Source organism: Viridibacillus soli, from assembly GCF_016612995.1.
Classification (GTDB): Bacteria; Bacillota; Bacilli; order Bacillales_A; family Planococcaceae; genus Viridibacillus; species Viridibacillus soli.
This window is the reverse complement of the sequence record NZ_JAEOAH010000004.1, coordinates 37,349-55,247: the sequence shown is the minus strand read 5'-3', so window position 1 is coordinate 55,247 and position 17,899 is coordinate 37,349. Positions and strand designations below refer to the sequence as shown.

The window sequence follows — 17,899 nt, the reverse complement described above, 5'->3', positions numbered from 1 at the left end:
TGATATTTAGTTGACATACATACATATACAAAAAACTGCCCGCCCAATTGGATAGGACAGACAGTTTATTAATTAAAAGGTCATTGCTTTTTTACGACCATTGGCGATTTCTACCAACTCTTTTGCGTGTTGGAATGTTAGCTCTGTCACTTCAGCGCCAGACATCATTCGGCTAATTTCATCGATCCTTGCATCTTCGAAAATTTCAGTAAGTGAGGTCACAGTACGATGCGCTTCTTCATGCTTCTTAATATAATAATGATGATCTGCCATCGCAGCTACTTGCGGTAAATGCGAAATGCAAAGCACTTGAGAATGCATGGAAATAGCGGAAATCTTTTCAGCAATCGCTTGAGCAACGCGTCCACTGACACCTGTATCAACTTCATCGAAAATAATCGATGTAATGCCATTTGTTGAAGAGAAAATGGTTTTCAACGCAAGCATCATACGTGATAATTCCCCACCTGAAGCAATTTTGGTTAATGGTTTCGGCGGTTCCCCTACATTTGTTGCAATATAAAAAACAATGCGATCTAATCCATTTTGGTCAAACTGATCTACAGCAATTGGTTCAAAATGCACACTAAAATCTGCCTTTTCCATATATAATGCACGCAGTTGTTGCATAATGGCGTCACTTAATTTGCGACCTTCTTTTTTACGAATGGCTGTTAATTTTTCAGCTGTTTGCAATAATTTTTCTTTTAGCTCATCTAATTGCTGCTCATTTTTTTGTATATTCTCATCGCGATTTAATAGTGATTCAAGCTCTTCACCAATTTTTTCACGATAGTTTAGAATTTCCTCAAGTGTTGTCCCATACTTACGTTTCATCGATTGTATTAGCGTTAGACGCTGTTCCACTTCGTTTAAACGTTCTGGATTAAACTCAAGCTCATCTAAAATATTTTTGACTTGGAAAGCAGCCTCTTGTAAAGAATAGAAGGCAGCAGATACATTATCGGAATGCTCTTTAAAATTATTGTCTAATGTTGCAACCTCTTCTAGATCGGTCATCGCCTGACCAATCCAATCGAGCCCTCTCGATTCACCTAAAATTGCCTCATGAGCAGTACTTGAGCGCTCGTAAATTTTGTTGAAGTTCATCAAGCGGCGGCGTTCTTCTGCAAGCTCTTCTTCTTCCCCTGCACGGAACTGACAAGCATCAATTTCTTTAATTTGAAATGAAAATAAATCAATTTTCTGTGCCACTTGCTGTTCTCCAACGGAAATTGCAGCTAGCTCTTTTTTTAATTCACGATATGCCAAGTATTCCTCGGCATATCGTTCTTTCAGCGGAGCAATTTCAGCACCAGCAAATTGATCTAATAACGAAATATGCCTCTTATCATCCATTAACTCTTGGCTTTCATGCTGACCATGAACATCGATTAATGTCGCACCGATTTCACGTAATAGAGATAGCGGAACAAGTTTACCATTCACACGGCAAACGCTTTTCCCACTGTCATTTAAATCACGGCGTAAAATAACCATACCTTCTTCAATATCAATTCCAACCTCTTCACACTTTTGGTATGCAGAGTGGTTTTCTGAAGAAATCATAAAGAGCCCTTCAAGCTCGGCTTTTTTAGCACCATGGCGAATAAATTCCAGGGAACCGCGACCTCCTGCTAATAGCTGAACCGCATCAATAATAATCGATTTCCCCGCTCCTGTTTCACCAGTTAAAACAGTTAATCCTTCGACAAACCCTACAGTTAAGTCTTCAATAATTGCGAAATTTTTGATCGATAGCTCTCGTAACAAGACAATTCACCTCGTATTACAGCATTTCAAGTAAGCGATTTTTGATAAGATCGCGTTGGGATTCTTCACGACATAAAATCATAATCGTGTCATCACCACAAATAGTACCTAAAATTTCATTCCAATCTAAGTGATCCAGTAAAGACCCGATTGCATGCGCATTTCCTGGTAATGTCTTCATTACTAAGAAATGGCCCGCACCGTCAATACTAATAAAAGCATCTGCTAAGGCACGGTGTAACTTTTGAATTGGATTGAAGCGTTGATCCGCTGGTAAACTATATTTATAGCGACCATCTTGTAGTGGTACTTTGATTAAATGTAATTCTTTAATATCTCTAGAAATTGTAGCTTGCGTTACGTGATAGCCTGCTTCTTTTAATAAGTCGACAAGCTCGTCCTGCGTTTCAATGTCATTATTAGCGATCATGTCGCGTATACGAATATGGCGTTGGCTTTTATTCAATTTTTTTCACCTCTATGAATAATTATGCTCTTCTTTTTATATAACCCTAACATCGATTATCTAAAATCACAAGAAAAAACACGACCCAAAAGAAATGGGCCGCGTCATTTAAGTTGTTGATGTGCCTCACTTACCAAGGTATTGAAGTCTGAAAAGGATTGCAGCTCTTCTCCTCGGAGTGGGTTATATAGATGGAATAAAAATTCTATATTCCCTTCTCCACCGGTAATTGGAGAATAGGAAGCATCTTTTACCACAAATCCTACTGATTCAGCGAATGTTGCAATTGTTTCTACTACTTCTAAATGTATTTTCGGCTCACGAACGACACCTTTTTTACCTACTTTATCTTTGCCTGCTTCAAACTGTGGTTTCACAAGTGCGATGACATCGCCACCTGGTACTAATAATGTTTTTAATACAGGTAAAATAAGTTTTAAAGAAATAAACGATACATCAATCGTTGCAAATTCAGGTAAACCTTCTACTAGGTCTGGTGCTGTTACGTAACGGAAATTAGTACGTTCCATTACAGTAACACGTTCATCTTGGCGAATTTTCCATGCTAGCTGATTGTAACCTACATCAAGTGCGTAGCAATGCTTCGCACCATTTTGTAGGGCACAGTCAGTAAATCCACCAGTGGAAGAACCGATATCTAACATTAATTTATCTTTTACATCAACATTAAAAATATCTAATGCTTTTTCTAATTTTAAGCCGCCACGACTCACATAGCGGAGCTGTGATCCTTTAATTGTTAGCTCTGCATCAACAGGGATTTTCTCACCTGGTCGATCTAGACGCTCTTCATTTGAATACACAAGTCCTGCCATGATCGAACGTTTTGCTTTTTCACGTGTTTCACAAAGTCCTCTTTCAACAAGAAGGATATCGACACGCTCTTTTTGTGTTTTTATTGTCATTATGCTTTAATACCCGCTTGATCTTTAATGTCTTTAATTACTAATTTTTGAATACGTGACACAGTTTCTTCAGTCGTAATATGAATTTCTTCTAATAATAAATCAACGTTACCATGCTCAATGAACATATCTGGAATACCAATACGATCAATTTGAGTTGTTGAGTAGTGATGATCATTTGCAAATTCTAACACTGCACTACCGAAGCCGCCTTGTAAAATACCTTCTTCAATCGTTAAGATTGGTTTTTTACTTTGCATTAAACGGTGTAACATCTCCTCATCCATCGGTTTGATGAAGCGAGCATTAACAATTTCTACTTGTATGCCGTGTTCCGCTAGAGTATCAGCTGCTTCTTGTGCCATTGGAATAGTCGTACCGAATGTGACAATTGTTGCATCCGCACCCTCGCGAAGTACTTCCCAGCTACCGATTGGTAAAACTTTTAGCTCAGCGTCCATCGGAACTCCTAAGCCATTACCACGTGGATAACGAAGGGTAATTGGACCGTCATTATACTCAATGGCTGTTTTCACCATATGTTGACCTTCATTTTCGTCTTTTGGCATCATAATAACGATATTCGGCATATGACGTAAAAAGGCTATATCAAAGACACCTTGATGTGTTTCGCCATCTGCACCAACTAATCCAGCACGGTCGATCCCGATAAATACATTCAAGTTTTGACGACAAATATCATGTAGTACTTGGTCATACGCTCGTTGTAGGAATGTTGAGTAAATAGCTAAGAAGGGCTTCGTGCCATCTGCTGCCATACCTGCTGCCATCGTAGCAGCATGTTGTTCTGCAATACCAACATCAAACATACGATCAGGGAATTCACTTGCAAAGCCTTCTAATTTAGAGCCTACAGGCATTGCAGGCGTAATTGCTACGATTCGATCATCAAGACGAGCTAATTTGCGAACTGTCTCTGCTATTAAGCTAGACCAGCCTGGAGCTGTTGTTTTTGGCTTCACAAGGTCGCCTGTTTCCATTTTATAAGGGCCTGTTCCATGCCAAGTTCCAACTGTATCGTTTTCAGCAGGCAAGTAACCTTTCCCTTTTTTCGTAATAACATGGATTAACACAGGGCCTTTCATTCTTTTAGCATGTTGTAATGTTTCTTCTAATGTTTCAAAGTTATGACCATCAATTGGTCCAAGATATGTGAAACCTAATTCTTCGAAAAATACACCTGATACGAGTAAATATTTTAAGCTATCTTTCACACGCTCTGCTGTAGATGCTAACTTACCACCGACTGCAGGGATTTTTTTCAATAGCTGTTCTAATTCATCTTTTGCTTTGTTGTAATTATTCGCAGTACGTAAGCGACCTAAAACATTATGCAGTGCGCCTACATTTGGTGCGATTGACATTTCGTTGTCATTTAAAATAACGGTCATATTCGTTTTTTCATGACCGATGTGGTTTAGTGCTTCTAAGGCCATACCACCTGTAAGAGCACCATCACCGATAATTGGCACTACATAGTTTTTTTCGCCTTTAATATCCCGTGCCGCTGCCATTCCCATCGCTGCCGATAAAGAAGTTGAGCTATGGCCAGTTTCCCATACATCATGTTCACTTTCGATGCGTTTTGGGAAACCACATAAACCTTTAAATTGACGGAGTGTATCAAATTGATCGGCACGACCTGTCAAAATTTTGTGGACATACGCTTGATGCCCAACATCCCAAATAAATTTATCTTTTGGACTATTGAATGCACGATGTAGGGCAATTGTTAGTTCAACAACACCTAAATTAGGACCAATATGACCACCTGTTACGGATAATTTTTGGATTAAAAATTTTCGAACATCTTCACTTAAGTCTTGAAGTTGTTTCGTATTTAGTTCTTTCAAAAAGGATGGACTAGATATTTTGTTTAAATCCATCGCCATCACACACCTTTTCATTAATATATTCTTCGCACAATGTTTTTACTATTATAACAGTGTTAAACAATTGTACAAACTAAAACAGCCATTAATTGTTACGATGAACAATGTAATCAGCAAAGTCTTTTAGTAGGCTGCTTTCCGAAGGCAGTTTTTCAAGCGCTTGTATAGCTAGATTATAGTGCTCATGCAACTTTTCTTTGGCACCTGCTAAAGTAAGGAGTGCGGGGTATGTGCTTTTATCACTTGCTTCGTCTTTTCCGGCAGTTTTCCCTAGTTGTTCTGTCGTACCTTCAATATCTAGAATATCGTCTTGAATTTGGAATGCAAGTCCAATGTGATGAGCATATCCTACTAAGATTTCACGTTCTTCTTCAGTGACATCCGCTATTATAGCACCTGCTTCAATACTGAATCGAAGAAGCGCTCCTGTTTTGTTGACATGTACTTTTTCTAGTTCTGATAATGTTAACTGTTTCACTTCACCCTCGATATCAAGGATTTGCCCACCAACCATACCTTCTGCTCCCGCTGCCACACTTAGTTTGTCTATTAATAGCAAACGCGATTCAGGTGAAATTTGTTGCATACGAGCAAGAATACCAAATGCCATTGTATTAAGTGCATCTCCTGCAAGTATGGCAAAAGCATCACCATATACTTTATGGTTTGTTAACTTCCCTCTACGGTAATCATCATTGTCCATGCTCGGTAAATCGTCATGGATTAATGAATACGTATGAATCATTTCAATGACAGCACCTACTGTAAATCCATCGTCGTTGCGAACATTGAAATGGTCCATAACAGCAAGAACAAAAAGTGGTCTCACTCTTTTACCGCCTGCATTTAATGAATACAACATCGATTCTTTTAACACTGCCGGCGCTTCAACATGCCCAACAAGCTCCTGCATACTTTTTTCAACTGTTGGTATATTGTTAGCCATAAATTTCTTCAAAAGCTCAGTCATTTACTTTGCCCCTCTTCCCCTGTTGGATTAAACGGTTTTTCGTCGCCATTTTCATCCATAATTGAGATTAGCTGCTGTTCTGCATTTTGTAATTGATCGTGACAAAACTGGGATAACTTCATTCCCTTTTTATATAAATCAATCGCATCTTCTAAAGGTACTTCACCTTGTTCCAGTTGATGAACGATTTCTTCGAGTTGTTCAATAGACTTTGCAAAAGATTGTTTCTTTTCAGCCATTATTCTTCTCCCCTTTTCGTCATTGTAATGGACGTAATTTCAGCATTCGCCTGACCATCTGGAAAATGGATAGTCAAATTTTGTTTCTCTTTTACTTGCTGTACGGATTTTACTACTTTCCCGTCTTGATAAACGATGCTATATCCACGATTCATGATCGTTAAAGGATTTAATGCTTCTAGTGTACGAATGATGGACCTGAAAGCATCTTGTTGCTTATTCACATTTTGTACAACGCTTTTATCAAGCTGTGCCTTCAACCTTGCCACATGCTGCTGATTATATCTTACTTCTTGTAGCGGTGTATTCATTTGTACACGATTCGTTAACCTTTGTACTACTAACTGTTTATTTTTGATAAAGTTCGTCATTTGAGCTTGTATTTGTTCATCCGTACGACTTAGTTTTTCAACGAACGGGCGATATAGCCGGTCAGGATAAGTTAATGGGTAGGATTTCTGCAAACGCTCTAATTGACTTCTTTCATGTCGAATGCGTGACTGTGTCAATTGAAATAGCTGTGACTGACGCGTTAGTATATACTTCATCAAGTCCTCACTATTTGGCACTGCCTTTTTTGCAGCAGCCGTTGGAGTCGCTGCACGCCAGTCCGATACATGATCCGCAATGGTCGTGTCTGTTTCATGTCCGACACCACTAATAATCGGTATAACGCTTTCATAAATAGCTCGGGCGACGATTTCTTCATTGAATGCCCAAAGGTCTTCAATAGACCCACCACCACGCCCAACAATTAAAACATCGAGACCTTCTACACTATTTGCTTGCTTAATCGCTTTTACAATACTAGGAGCTGCTTGCTCCCCTTGCACAAGTGCTGGGAAAATCACGACATCCGCTAAAGCGTAATGTTGTGTAATCGTTGTACAAATATCCCGAATGGCTGCTCCAGTTGGTGCAGTTACGACACCAATTTTACGAGGGAATGTCGGAATCGCCTTTTTATGTTGCTCATCGAATAATCCTTCTTTATAGAGCTTTGCCTGCAATTGTTCAAAGGCAATATGTAAGCTCCCTACACCATCTGGTTCCATCGATGCCGCATATAATTGATAGCGCCCACTGCCTTCATAGACATTGACATCACCACGAATAAAAACTTTCATCCCATTTTCCGGTTCAAACTTTAAACGATTCGCACTTTTTGCAAACATTACTGCTGCAATTTGCGTCTTTTCATCTTTTAAAGTGAAGTAGATATGGCCTGATCCTGTATGTCTTTTGACATTTGATAGCTCACCTTTCACATACACATCACGCATATGTGGGTCAGCATCAAATTTCTTTTTTATATATTTGGTTAATGCTTGGACAGATAAATAAGGTGTACTTGTCAAAAAGCCTCAGACTCCTTATCCGAACGATATTTAAGAAAATAATCTCATGAACAAGAGCATAGAGCGCCCGTTTACACCCGACAACTGCTTGCAAGCCCGAAGTAAAAGTGTCTTTCCAACTTTCCCCCGAGGGATTGAAACGACCTCATGAGTTGGCGCTCACAGCTTGCAGTAATGTTATCCACAATGCAAAGCTTTATAATTTCCTAAGCAAAAAAAAGCTGTCTTTCATCAGAAAAACAGCTTCTGCGTTACTATTTTACCTATTCTGAGCTCATTTGTCTTGAGTAAGCTTCTTTTTTGCTGATTGCAATGTATTAAACAATAACATTGTAATTGTCATCGGGCCAACACCTTTTGGTACTGGTGTGATAGCTGATACTTTATCAACGACTGCATCAAAATCAACATCACCACAAAGTTTGTTGTTTTCATCGCGATTAATACCCACATCAATAACAACAGCGCCTTCTTTCACATGTTCAGCACCAATCATTTTCGCGCGACCTGTTGCAACGACTAAAATGTCTGCTTGCGTAGTCATCGCTACTAAATCAGGTGTTTTAGAGTGGCAATATGTTACTGTTGCGTCTTTTTGTAATAATAGTTGTCCCATTGGAACGCCAACGATATGGCTACGTCCAACGATCACAGCGTGTTTGCCTGCAACATCAATATTCGCGTATTCCAATAACTTCATCACACCATATGGCGTACAAGGTAAATAAGTGGGTTGTCCTAAAATCATTTTACCAACGCTTTCTGGGTGGAAGCCATCTACATCTTTCTCAGGTGAAATAGCTGCTATTACGTTTTGTTCAGTTATATGCTTTGGAAGTGGTAATTGTACTAAAATGCCATCGATTGCCGGGTCAGCATTTAATTTGTTAATTTCATTTAATAATGTTTCTTCTGTAGTATCTGCTGATAATTCGATTAGTTCTGAGTAAATACCTATTTGTTCACAAGATTTCTGTTTGTTTGAAACATATGTTTTCGAAGCAGGATTGTCACCTACTAAAATAACTGCTAGCCCCGGTGTAACACCTTGTTCTTGTAAGTCATTCACTTCTTTTTGAATCGATTGTCGGATTATTTCTCCGATTTCTTTACCGTTAATTAGCTTACCTGACATTATTAACACTCCCAAATTTAGCTTTTGACTAGTTTAATTTGCGTATTTTGATAATACGCCATTTACAAAGCGGCTAGATTTCTCATCACCAAATGTTTTACTTAACTCAATTGCTTCGTTTAGAACGACATTTTTTGGTGTTTCTGGTGTATATAAAACTTCAAAAACCGCTAAACGTAAAATTGTACGTTCAATTTTCGCTAGGCGGGATAATGACCATTTTTCTAATTTTTCTACTAAAGATGCATCAATTTCTTCCATATGCGAAACAGTGCCATGTACGATTTGCTCGAAGAATGGGGAACTATCCTCACCTACGATATGTTCGATTGCCTCTGCTACAGTTAACTCAGTATTTTCTAGCTGAAAAAGTACTTGGATTGCTTTTTCTCGCGCTTCTCGTCGCTTCATTTATTTAGTTCTCCTTTATACTACTACATTGGGGAAATTCTGACATATTACCTATGTAAAACAGGACAAAACGTTCAAAACTACCCCAGAATGTGAAGTGTTTCATTAATATACATTTAGCATTATCTTATCACATTTTTCGATTCAATTCATCGATTCCTTTAACTTTTGAATAGTCAGAAAAGCTCATTTGCGCCAGTTCACCCCCGCATCGGCAAAAAAGCCGCGCCCTGCAGCATAGCCGACACGACCCATATCTTGTGGGCCTCAAGTTGCTTGCGAGCCCTCAAATGTTGTCGCTCTTTGAATTCGTGAGAGGTTTCGAAGCGACCTCGAGGAGGTGGCGCGAATGCCTAAACATGCAGAAAAAGCACCACTCCCTATGAAGTGGTGCTTCAAGACATTATTCTGTTTTTTCGTTCACTTGATCAAATTGAATTCCTGTAATATGTACATTTACTTCTTGCGTTGCAAGAGATGTCATATTAAAGATCGCTTCACGGATCTGGGTTTGAACTTGATGAGCTACTTTCGCAACAGATGCACCGTATTGCACAAAGCAATATACATCGACGACTAAGCCAGTTTCAGTCCATTCGGTTTTAATACCTTTCCCATGAACCTTTTTACCGAATTTTTCTACTACGCCTGTAGCGAAGTTTCCTCTTGTACCAGAAACGCCCTCCACTTCTGTAGTAGCAATTCCTGCAATAACTTCAATGACTTCAGGTGCTACTTCAATCTTACCTAGCTCCTCCTTACCAACAGGAGTGCTTTGTGGTAATGATTGTATGACGTTCTCAGCCATAGAATTCGCCCCTTTCTTATGAATTCATGACGTCATTATCTTCAAGGAATTTCGTATTGAAATTACCTTTTTTGAATACTTCATGATCCATTAATTTTGCGTGGAAAGGAATTGTTGTTTGAATGCCTGGTCCTTCAACAATGAATTCTCCTAATGCGCGTTTCATCTTAGCAATTGCTTCTTCACGTGTATCTGCATGTACAATTAATTTTGCGACCATTGAATCGTAGAACGGAGGAATGCTATATCCAGGATACATAGCTGAGTCGATACGGATTCCGTAACCACCTGGTGCTATATAATTTTCAACTTTACCTGGTGAAGGCATAAAGTTTTTAGATGGATTTTCTGCATTGATACGACATTCAATCGCCCAACCATTCACTTTCACATCTTCTTGTTTATACACTAATTTTTCGCCTGAAGCAATTTTAAGCTGTTGTTGAACAAGATCAATCCCTGTAATCATTTCAGTTACTGGGTGTTCTACTTGAATACGAGTATTCATTTCCATGAAGTAGAATTTATCTTCGTTGTAGTCAAAGATGAACTCAACTGTACCAGCACCGCGGTAGCCACAAGCTAGTGCTGCTTTAACAGCAGCATCACCCATCTCAGCACGACGCTCATCTGAAAGCGCTGGAGACGGAGCTTCTTCTACTAGTTTTTGCATACGGCGTTGAACTGTACAGTCACGTTCGCCTAGGTGAATTGTGTTGCCGTAGTTATCTGCTAATACTTGGATTTCACAGTGACGGAAATCCTCGATGAATTTTTCTAAGTATACACCTGGGTTACCGAATGCTGCAGCCGCTTCTTTTTGAGTGATTTGAACTCCTTTAATCAACTCTTCTTCAGAGCGTGCTACACGGATCCCTTTACCGCCACCACCAGCAGTTGCTTTAATGATGACTGGGTAACCAATCCCTTTCGCAACTTCAGTAGCTTCGTTTGCATCTGCAACGATACCAGCTGAACCTGGAACTGTTGGTACACCCGCTTTAATCATTGAATCTTTTGCAACATCTTTGATCCCCATCATTTTGATAGCATCAGAAGTTGGTCCAATGAAAGTAATTCCAGCATCTTCGCAAGCTTCTGCAAAGCTAGCATTTTCAGCTAGGAAACCGTATCCTGGGTGAATACCATCACAGCCAGTTTTTTGAGCTACGCTTAAAATACTTTCAATTTTCAAATAACTATCTTTAGAAAGTTTTGGGCCGATGCAATATGCTTCGTCTGCCAATTGAACGTGAAGTGCATCACGATCTGCTTCTGAATAGACTGCTACAGATTGAATATCTAGTTCTTTACAAGCGCGAATGATACGTACCGCGATTTCGCCACGGTTTGCAATTAATACTTTTTTCATTTGGATTGGCCTCCCTTAGTTCTCTTTTACTAGGAACAGAGGTTGACCGTATTCAACTAAATCGCCATCTTTTACAAGAATTTCAACGATTTCACCATTCACTTCTGCTTCAATTTCATTAAATAATTTCATCGCTTCAACGATACAAACTACTGATTCTTCGCCAACTTTATCTCCTACTTTTACGAATGCAGGTGATTCTGGATTTGGAGATTGATAGAAAGTTCCTACCATTGGTGAAGTAATTTTGTGTAATGAAGAGTCAACTGCTACCGGTGCTTCAGCTGTAGCTTTTTCTACTGCTGGTGCTGGAGCAGCTGCCTCTGGAGCCGCAACTGGTGCTACTACTACTGGTGCAGCTTTAACTACTGGCGCTTCAGTTACAACTGTTACACCACTTTGTTTTTTTAATTTAATTTTTGAATTATCTACCTCATAAACGAACTCGTCGATTGAAGATGAATCTACTAATTTGATAATTTCTCGAATTTCTTGGATTTTCAACATACCATTACTCCCCTTACTAAGTGTGTATTACAATACAATACTTATTCTATCTTGTTTCGGAGTATTTTTAAATAGATAATTGAAAATAGGGATTATTCAAGAAAACATAGGACTATTTTCACTAGAAAGATTCAGATTTATAATCGACCATAACGTCTCCAGAGTTTTTCAACTCCTTTTTAACCGTGTAAACAATCTCTGCCGCTTTAGATTTGGAAAGTTCTTTCGACTGTACTGTAACACGAATTCTATCATCTTCAGCTCTTACAAATGCATCGGAGTACCCAAGCGTTTTAATGAGCATCTCTAACATCGCTTCATTAGATTCCTTCTTAATAATACCATCCATCTCATTAAATGCTTCGTTCTTTTCTTCCGCTGTATATTGTTCTGAAGCAACTTTTTGCGTTAATGTTTTTCTCAATTGACTACGCTCATTTAGTAGTTCCATACGCATTTCTTCAAACAAATCGCTTTGTGCTGTAACAGTCGTCTTTTTACCTGTAGATTTTGCAATATCATCGATAGCTGTATCTTTTAACGTATCATCCGAGAAGATTGCTAACCCATTAAATGGTGGCGTAGGGTTCATTAAATAATATACCGATATAACCGTTACTAAACTCAATAGTGTTAAAAACCAAACCGCTCTCTTTTTTACTCTCATTTCATTTCTCCTCTCTTTTCCATCGGCATTACAACAATTCGATGTGCAGGAATCTCCAGCACTTTTGTCAGTGTGTTCACTAATTCATTCTGAATAGCGATATCATCCGCTCCTTCCGCTACAACTAATACCCCTGATATTTGTTCACTTTCTTGTCCTGCTGTACTGGACCAGCTAAAATAATTGTCAAGAGATGAAGATTTCTTCTCCGTATCTTTTGGCGTTTGTCCATTCGCATAAAAATAAAGCTCAACTTCTCCAACATTTTGTATCCTTGATAAAATGACCGCTAGCTTCTCCGCTTCGTTAGTAGTTAAATGTTCTCCATTAGACGTTGTTTTCATCGAATTATCATTATTGTATGAAAACATACCCACGACAATGATGACGATTGCCATCAATATTCCTACATAATAAAATGACTTTTTTTTCATATCCTGCACCGCCCGAGCTAGTCATCCCCCTCTTCACATCTTTCCTGTTATCTACATCATTGTATGAAGCACAACCCTAATCTATGAAATTCTAACGCCAAAAATTAAAAACAAACTGCAAAATCCATAATGCCACGATTATTTTCAAGAGAATAACCCACTCTTCCTGGTCTTCTAACAGCAAACTAACTATTTTCCCAACAAAGATAATTACGACTAAACCAAGTAAAAATGCTTCCACAACCCAAATCCTATCCTTCTTGAATTTGTAATTTCAAAAGTATAACGGCTAAAATCGCTGTGAAAAAGAAGGCAAATGCGATAATAAAGGATACCGCACACAACACAAACAATGTCTTGCCAATATCATCTAGAAAGCTTGCAATATCTTTATCTGAAAAGGGCTCTAACAACGCCGCCAAAAACCGAAAACTAAGTCCCATCATTAATATTTTCACGGTTGGTATAACAGCAGCTGTCCAAATCCCGATCATTAAACCTGTACTCGTTACCGTTGCAGTAGTGGAGGAATATTTTCTAAAAGTGCTTAAACTCTCTGTTATAAACGAACCAATAAACGGAATATTTTGCTGAATCATCTTTTTTAGAGGGCCCATTGCAGCTCCAGTAAAAGATACTGCAACAACACCATTTATCACTAAAAACAACGAATAACACATCACCGTTGCCGACACAACACTTAACACAAGTACTCTAATAAAATCAGCCATTCTTGAAAATGAAATTTCCGGCATAAAGCGCGTCAAGAAATCCAAAAGTATGGAAGCTGTTAACAACGGGATTAACCAGCGTCCCGTTAAAAATACAGCAAACTGAATGAGTAGTATTAACATAGGATGCCAGGCCATTAAAGACATAGCGCCAGCAGAGATCACCATCGCAGACATTAATATTGGATACAGCGCACTAAAGAAACTAATCATATTCTCAGATAAGCTCTGCATCATAGAGAAGGCTTGGAAAACAGGCTTTAATGTCGTAGTCAGTACAGCGATGAAAAAGAATAACCTTGTCCACTCCTTAAACTTCGGCATTATAAAATTCAAGATTAAAAAAAGAAATGCATAAAATAGCAATGAGACGAGTGTAAATAATGTGTCCTTAAAAGGGGCGATAAGAATTTCCTTTAGCCAGTCCACCCTTGCCCTCCTACCTGTTCTGCCGTTTGTTACTAAAGTTCTACATTCAATCCACCTAGCTTTTAAGGTTTGTCCTTTAAAAAACGGAGATCCCTCCAAGTTTTAAGGCTCAAGGATGCGTTGCCAAATTGAGAATAGCTCAATCATTTCTTGCAACCATAATGATAAAATGACGAGCTTTACCGCCGTGTGTGATAAAAGAGAAAGTGATTCATATTCCTGATCAATTAAATGCTGAGACACAGCTGTTGATACGAAATATAAAAAAGCACTACCTAAAATGAGCGATAAATACGGTACCTCAACTGGAAATGCATGTAGTATTCTTTGAATAAGTGGAATGAATAATCGTATCAACAAAAAACTCATTAATAAGAAAAAAAACACCGTATAAAAGACACGATGTAAAGCAGGAATAACTAATCTGATGAACATTAAAAGAATAAGCATAATCACAGCGTAAAATATTGTCGTCATGTAATCAGGCGGCCGTTAACCATTGGAAGAAGATGAGAATTTCATCAAAGAATAAACGTAAAAAATGAAGTAATTCCGCTGCGATATACATATAGGCGAGAAAATAGAGAAAAAAGGAGAACTCTTTTTTGCCGGTTTGTTCAAAAAATATATGTAATAGCGCAATCACAAGTCCAATGCCGGCGATGCGAAGAATATCCTGAAGTTCCGTAGCTGCCCCTCCTCTTGTATAATCTATTCTATGCAGCGTAAATGTAAGATATGAACACAGGTGTGTTGATTAGGGGAATATTAGGTTGTTATTTACCTTTAAAATGGTTTTTTATGTGCAATACTAACGTCATTTTTTAGTTGATTGTAGCGGAGGGTGCTGGACTCCTGCGGGAAACGCAAGTGAACCGAGACCCTGCACGGAGCGTAGCGAAGGGAGCGGCTAGGTGCTTGCCCGCGGGAAACGAGCATCCCGTAGCGGAAATCAACCTAACACTTTAATAGTAATAGTTAAAATTGGTTAATCACACGCCTGATATAAACCTCGCTTTGATAAACAGTATTTAGAAACAAAAAAATCGACCCATATAGCCTAAGCTATATGAATCGATTGTATTGTATGACTGGATTAGCCACGAGAAACGTATGAACCCTCATCCGTGTTAATAACTAATTTGTCACCAACATTGACGAAGAATGGTACTTGAACGACTAAACCAGTTTGAACTGTTGCTGGTTTAGAACCACCTGAAGCTGTATCACCTTTAATACCTGGCTCAGTTTCAGTTACTTCTAGAACAACTGTGTTTGGAAGATCAACACCAAGGATTTCACCTTCGTAAGACACAATAGAAACTTCCATATTTTCCAATAAGTATTTTAACTCTTCTTTAATTTGAGATTCAGCTAATTCAATTTGATCATATGTTTCAGTGTTCATGAAGACATGGTTATCACCTGAAGCATATAGATATTGCATTTTATTATTATCAATTTGTGCTTTTTCTACTTTTTCACCAGCACGGAAAGTTTTTTCTGTTATCCCACCGCTACGAAGGTTACGTAGTTTTGAACGCACAAATGCCGCACCTTTACCAGGTTTTACGTGTTGGAAATCGATAACACGGTATAATCCACCGTCTACCCCTATTGTTAAGCCTGTACGAAAATCGTTTACTGAAATCATGATTGTTCCTCCAATATTACATTATAAAATGATTAATTCTTTTGTGGAATGCGTTAGTTTTTCATTACCTGTCTCTGTAATTAATGTATCATCTTCAATACGAACGCCACCGATTCCAGGTAAATAAATACCCGGTTCACAAGTTACGACCATTCCCGGTTCTAATACTGTGTTTGAACGGGATGATAATCCAGGACCTTCATGTACTTCTAAGCCAATTCCATGACCTGTTGAATGGCCAAATGCCTCGCCATAACCGTGTGCTTTAATATAATCACGCGTCACTGCATCTGCTTCTACGCCAGTCATACCTGGTTTAAATTGCTCTAAGCCAAGTAGTTCAGCATTTAACACAATGTTGTAAATCTCCTTCAATTGATCTGAAGGCTCTCCAACCGCAACCGTACGTGTTGTATCAGAAATATAGCCATTATAGAGCGCACCAAAATCTAAAGTGACAAAATCACCTTTTTCTATTATTTTATCAGTTGCGACGCCATGTGGCAATGCCGAGCGTAGACCTGATGCAACAATTATGTCAAAGGAAGATGAAGTGGCACCTTGCTTGCGCATGAAAAATTCTAGCTCGTTCGATACTTCCAATTCTGTTTTGCCTGCTTTAATAAATGTCAGAATATGCTCGAAAGTCGCATCCGCAATTTCACAAGCAACCTTAATAATATTAATCTCTTGCTCTGTCTTAATCAAGCGTATTTTTTCAATTAGGCCTGAAAAACCGACTAAATCTGCTTTTATATGTTTTGAATACAGCTCAAACATGCTGTAGCTAACGGTGTCTTTCTCAAATGCTAATGTTTTTATACCCATTTCTTGGACTTGGTTCGCAATTTCTTCAATGATTGTCGCTGTATGTTGCACGATGCGATAGTTTTGCACTTGTTTCGCAGCTTGTTCAGTATAGCGGAAGTCTGTAATAAAAACCGCATCACTTTGAGAAACGATTGCCACACCAGCTGATCCAGTAAAATCGGTCATATAACGACGATTATAATCATTTGTAATAAGGATTGCATCTAAGCCTTGTTCTTTTAATGCTACTCTTAATTTCGTTAGTTTTTCCATAGTCATCATTTCCCCTTTTTAATTTTCTAAAAACATGCGTAAAGCAAGTTGATATCCTTTTGTACCAAGCCCTGAAATTTGTCCCACACATTCAGGCGCAAGATATGAGTGATGGCGGAATTCTTCACGTTTATGTATATTCGAGATATGAACCTCGATGACAGGTACATCTACTGAAGCAATCGCATCGCGTAACGCGACGCTTGTATGTGTATATGCACCCGGATTGAAGACAATGCCCGCAATAGCTGTATCTTCAGCTTCATGAATCCAATCAATCAATTGGCCTTCATGATTCGATTGCTTCAATTCGACTGTTGCACCAAAGTCAGCTGCGAGCTTTTGAAGGGCATCTTCTATATCTTGAAGAGTTTCCGAGCCATAAATAGCCGGTTCTCTTTTCCCTAATCGATTCAAATTAGGACCATTTAAGCATATATACTTCATATACCTTTCCCCTTTCTTTATTAGTGGTTTTATTTTACCTCACCTGTATTATACGGCATTTTACTTCGAGAGTCTAAATTTTCAGCTTTTTTATGATACATAGAAGTTTCCATTATAAAACGCAAATGCGTTGCAAGTAATACAAATATCGGAATCGATAATTTTTTTAACTCCACTGTACCGGACATCCACCATTCCAACAATACTAATACAACGATGCTCAGTACAAATGATGCAAGATCCGCTCGTATAGCCGTACAAAATTCACTCAAGAAAAAAAGAACCATTGCTACAATAAGCAACATAACAGCTAACATCATCCATTTAAATAGCGGTATATGCCCACTAAATAACTGCCATTTCTTAGACCAACCAATCGGACTCCAATGAATGATTGAAAATAGTTGTAACAAACGAAGGCAAACTGTGAACGACACGGCACTTAAAATGGACGTCCACATCAAGACATGGATTTTCAAAACACAACACTCCTTTTTCACAAGCATTGCCTCATTTTCAAAAGCTATTCTTTTCCTAGAGCTTTTTTGTAATTTTTAGTACAATAAAGACAGAGTG

At 38.6% G+C, this 17,899-nt stretch carries 21 protein-coding genes; all 21 read right to left on the bottom strand.

All coding sequences use genetic code 11. The features are described 5' to 3' along the window. Positions 1-72: 72 nt before the first annotated feature. Complete coding sequence (gene recN, locus JFL43_RS04040) at positions 73-1,773, bottom strand: DNA repair protein RecN (protein ID WP_200748043.1); 1,701 nt, start codon at positions 1,771-1,773, stop codon at positions 73-75. 16 nt (positions 1,774-1,789) lie between these two features. Beyond that, positions 1,790-2,239 carry a transcriptional regulator AhrC/ArgR gene (ahrC, locus tag JFL43_RS04035; protein ID WP_100797907.1) on the bottom strand — a complete coding sequence of 150 codons (450 nt, stop codon included), beginning with the start codon at positions 2,237-2,239 and terminating at the stop codon, positions 1,790-1,792. Between the two features lie 104 nt (positions 2,240-2,343). Continuing rightward, a complete protein-coding gene (locus JFL43_RS04030; protein WP_407701958.1) occupies positions 2,344-3,159 on the bottom strand; it encodes a TlyA family RNA methyltransferase in 816 nt (271 codons plus the stop codon). Between the two features lie 5 nt (positions 3,160-3,164). Next, the gene (dxs, locus tag JFL43_RS04025) at positions 3,165-5,072 is read right to left on the bottom strand and encodes a 1-deoxy-D-xylulose-5-phosphate synthase (RefSeq protein ID WP_100797909.1); all 1,908 of its coding nucleotides are present in this window, start codon (positions 5,070-5,072) and stop codon (positions 3,165-3,167) included. A 91-nt stretch (positions 5,073-5,163) separates the two neighbouring features. Further along, positions 5,164-6,048: a polyprenyl synthetase family protein gene (locus JFL43_RS04020; protein WP_200748042.1), complete on the bottom strand. Its 885-nt coding sequence runs from the start codon at positions 6,046-6,048 to the stop codon at positions 5,164-5,166. Beyond that, positions 6,045-6,287, bottom strand: coding sequence for an exodeoxyribonuclease VII small subunit (locus tag JFL43_RS04015; RefSeq protein WP_100797911.1), 243 nt, complete (start codon positions 6,285-6,287; stop codon positions 6,045-6,047). Before JFL43_RS04015 ends, JFL43_RS04020 begins: the two co-directional genes overlap by 4 nt. Continuing rightward, on the bottom strand, positions 6,287-7,645 hold the full coding sequence (gene xseA, locus JFL43_RS04010) for an exodeoxyribonuclease VII large subunit (protein ID WP_200748041.1): 1,359 nt from the start codon (positions 7,643-7,645) through the stop codon (positions 6,287-6,289). The genes JFL43_RS04015 and xseA overlap by 1 nt, the downstream gene beginning before the upstream one ends. A gap of 274 nt (positions 7,646-7,919) precedes the next feature. Beyond that, positions 7,920-8,780 carry a bifunctional methylenetetrahydrofolate dehydrogenase/methenyltetrahydrofolate cyclohydrolase FolD gene (gene folD / locus JFL43_RS04005; protein WP_200748040.1) on the bottom strand — a complete coding sequence of 287 codons (861 nt, stop codon included), beginning with the start codon at positions 8,778-8,780 and terminating at the stop codon, positions 7,920-7,922. Between the two features lie 33 nt (positions 8,781-8,813). Next, on the bottom strand, positions 8,814-9,191 hold the full coding sequence (nusB, locus tag JFL43_RS04000; protein WP_100797914.1) for a transcription antitermination factor NusB: 378 nt from the start codon (positions 9,189-9,191) through the stop codon (positions 8,814-8,816). Positions 9,192-9,594: 403 nt separating this feature from the next. Further along, a complete protein-coding gene (locus tag JFL43_RS03995) occupies positions 9,595-9,999 on the bottom strand; it encodes an Asp23/Gls24 family envelope stress response protein (protein ID WP_200748039.1) in 405 nt (134 codons plus the stop codon). Positions 10,000-10,015: 16 nt separating this feature from the next. Next, a complete protein-coding gene (gene accC, locus JFL43_RS03990; protein ID WP_200748038.1) occupies positions 10,016-11,371 on the bottom strand; it encodes an acetyl-CoA carboxylase biotin carboxylase subunit in 1,356 nt (451 codons plus the stop codon). Positions 11,372-11,386: 15 nt separating this feature from the next. Next, positions 11,387-11,878 carry an acetyl-CoA carboxylase biotin carboxyl carrier protein gene (gene accB / locus JFL43_RS03985; RefSeq protein ID WP_100797917.1) on the bottom strand — a complete coding sequence of 164 codons (492 nt, stop codon included), beginning with the start codon at positions 11,876-11,878 and terminating at the stop codon, positions 11,387-11,389. Positions 11,879-11,999: 121 nt separating this feature from the next. Further along, positions 12,000-12,545, bottom strand: coding sequence for a SpoIIIAH-like family protein (locus tag JFL43_RS03980; RefSeq protein WP_200748037.1), 546 nt, complete (start codon positions 12,543-12,545; stop codon positions 12,000-12,002). Beyond that, positions 12,542-12,979, bottom strand: a complete 438-nt coding sequence (locus JFL43_RS03975; protein ID WP_200748036.1) for a hypothetical protein — start codon at positions 12,977-12,979, stop codon at positions 12,542-12,544. The genes JFL43_RS03980 and JFL43_RS03975 overlap by 4 nt, the downstream gene beginning before the upstream one ends. A 251-nt stretch (positions 12,980-13,230) precedes the next feature. Then, positions 13,231-14,139: a stage III sporulation protein AE gene (locus JFL43_RS03970; RefSeq protein WP_157813068.1), complete on the bottom strand. Its 909-nt coding sequence runs from the start codon at positions 14,137-14,139 to the stop codon at positions 13,231-13,233. Between the two features lie 102 nt (positions 14,140-14,241). After that, positions 14,242-14,496, bottom strand: coding sequence for a hypothetical protein (locus tag JFL43_RS03965; RefSeq protein WP_200748035.1), 255 nt, complete (start codon positions 14,494-14,496; stop codon positions 14,242-14,244). Between the two features lie 124 nt (positions 14,497-14,620). Continuing rightward, positions 14,621-14,854, bottom strand: coding sequence for a SpoIIIAC/SpoIIIAD family protein (locus JFL43_RS03960; protein ID WP_100797922.1), 234 nt, complete (start codon positions 14,852-14,854; stop codon positions 14,621-14,623). 381 nt (positions 14,855-15,235) lie between these two features. Beyond that, positions 15,236-15,793 carry an elongation factor P gene (gene efp / locus JFL43_RS03955; RefSeq protein WP_200748034.1) on the bottom strand — a complete coding sequence of 186 codons (558 nt, stop codon included), beginning with the start codon at positions 15,791-15,793 and terminating at the stop codon, positions 15,236-15,238. Positions 15,794-15,814: 21 nt separating this feature from the next. Next, positions 15,815-16,876, bottom strand: coding sequence for a M24 family metallopeptidase (locus JFL43_RS03950; RefSeq protein WP_200748033.1), 1,062 nt, complete (start codon positions 16,874-16,876; stop codon positions 15,815-15,817). Between the two features lie 18 nt (positions 16,877-16,894). Beyond that, entirely contained in the window at positions 16,895-17,323 is a 429-nt protein-coding gene (gene aroQ / locus JFL43_RS03945; protein ID WP_200748032.1) for a type II 3-dehydroquinate dehydratase, read from the bottom strand. A 29-nt stretch (positions 17,324-17,352) separates the two neighbouring features. Further along, positions 17,353-17,802 (bottom strand): hypothetical protein, encoded by a 450-nt coding sequence (locus JFL43_RS03940; RefSeq protein ID WP_200748031.1) that lies wholly within the window; start codon positions 17,800-17,802, stop codon positions 17,353-17,355. Between the last annotated feature and the right edge of the window lie 97 nt (positions 17,803-17,899).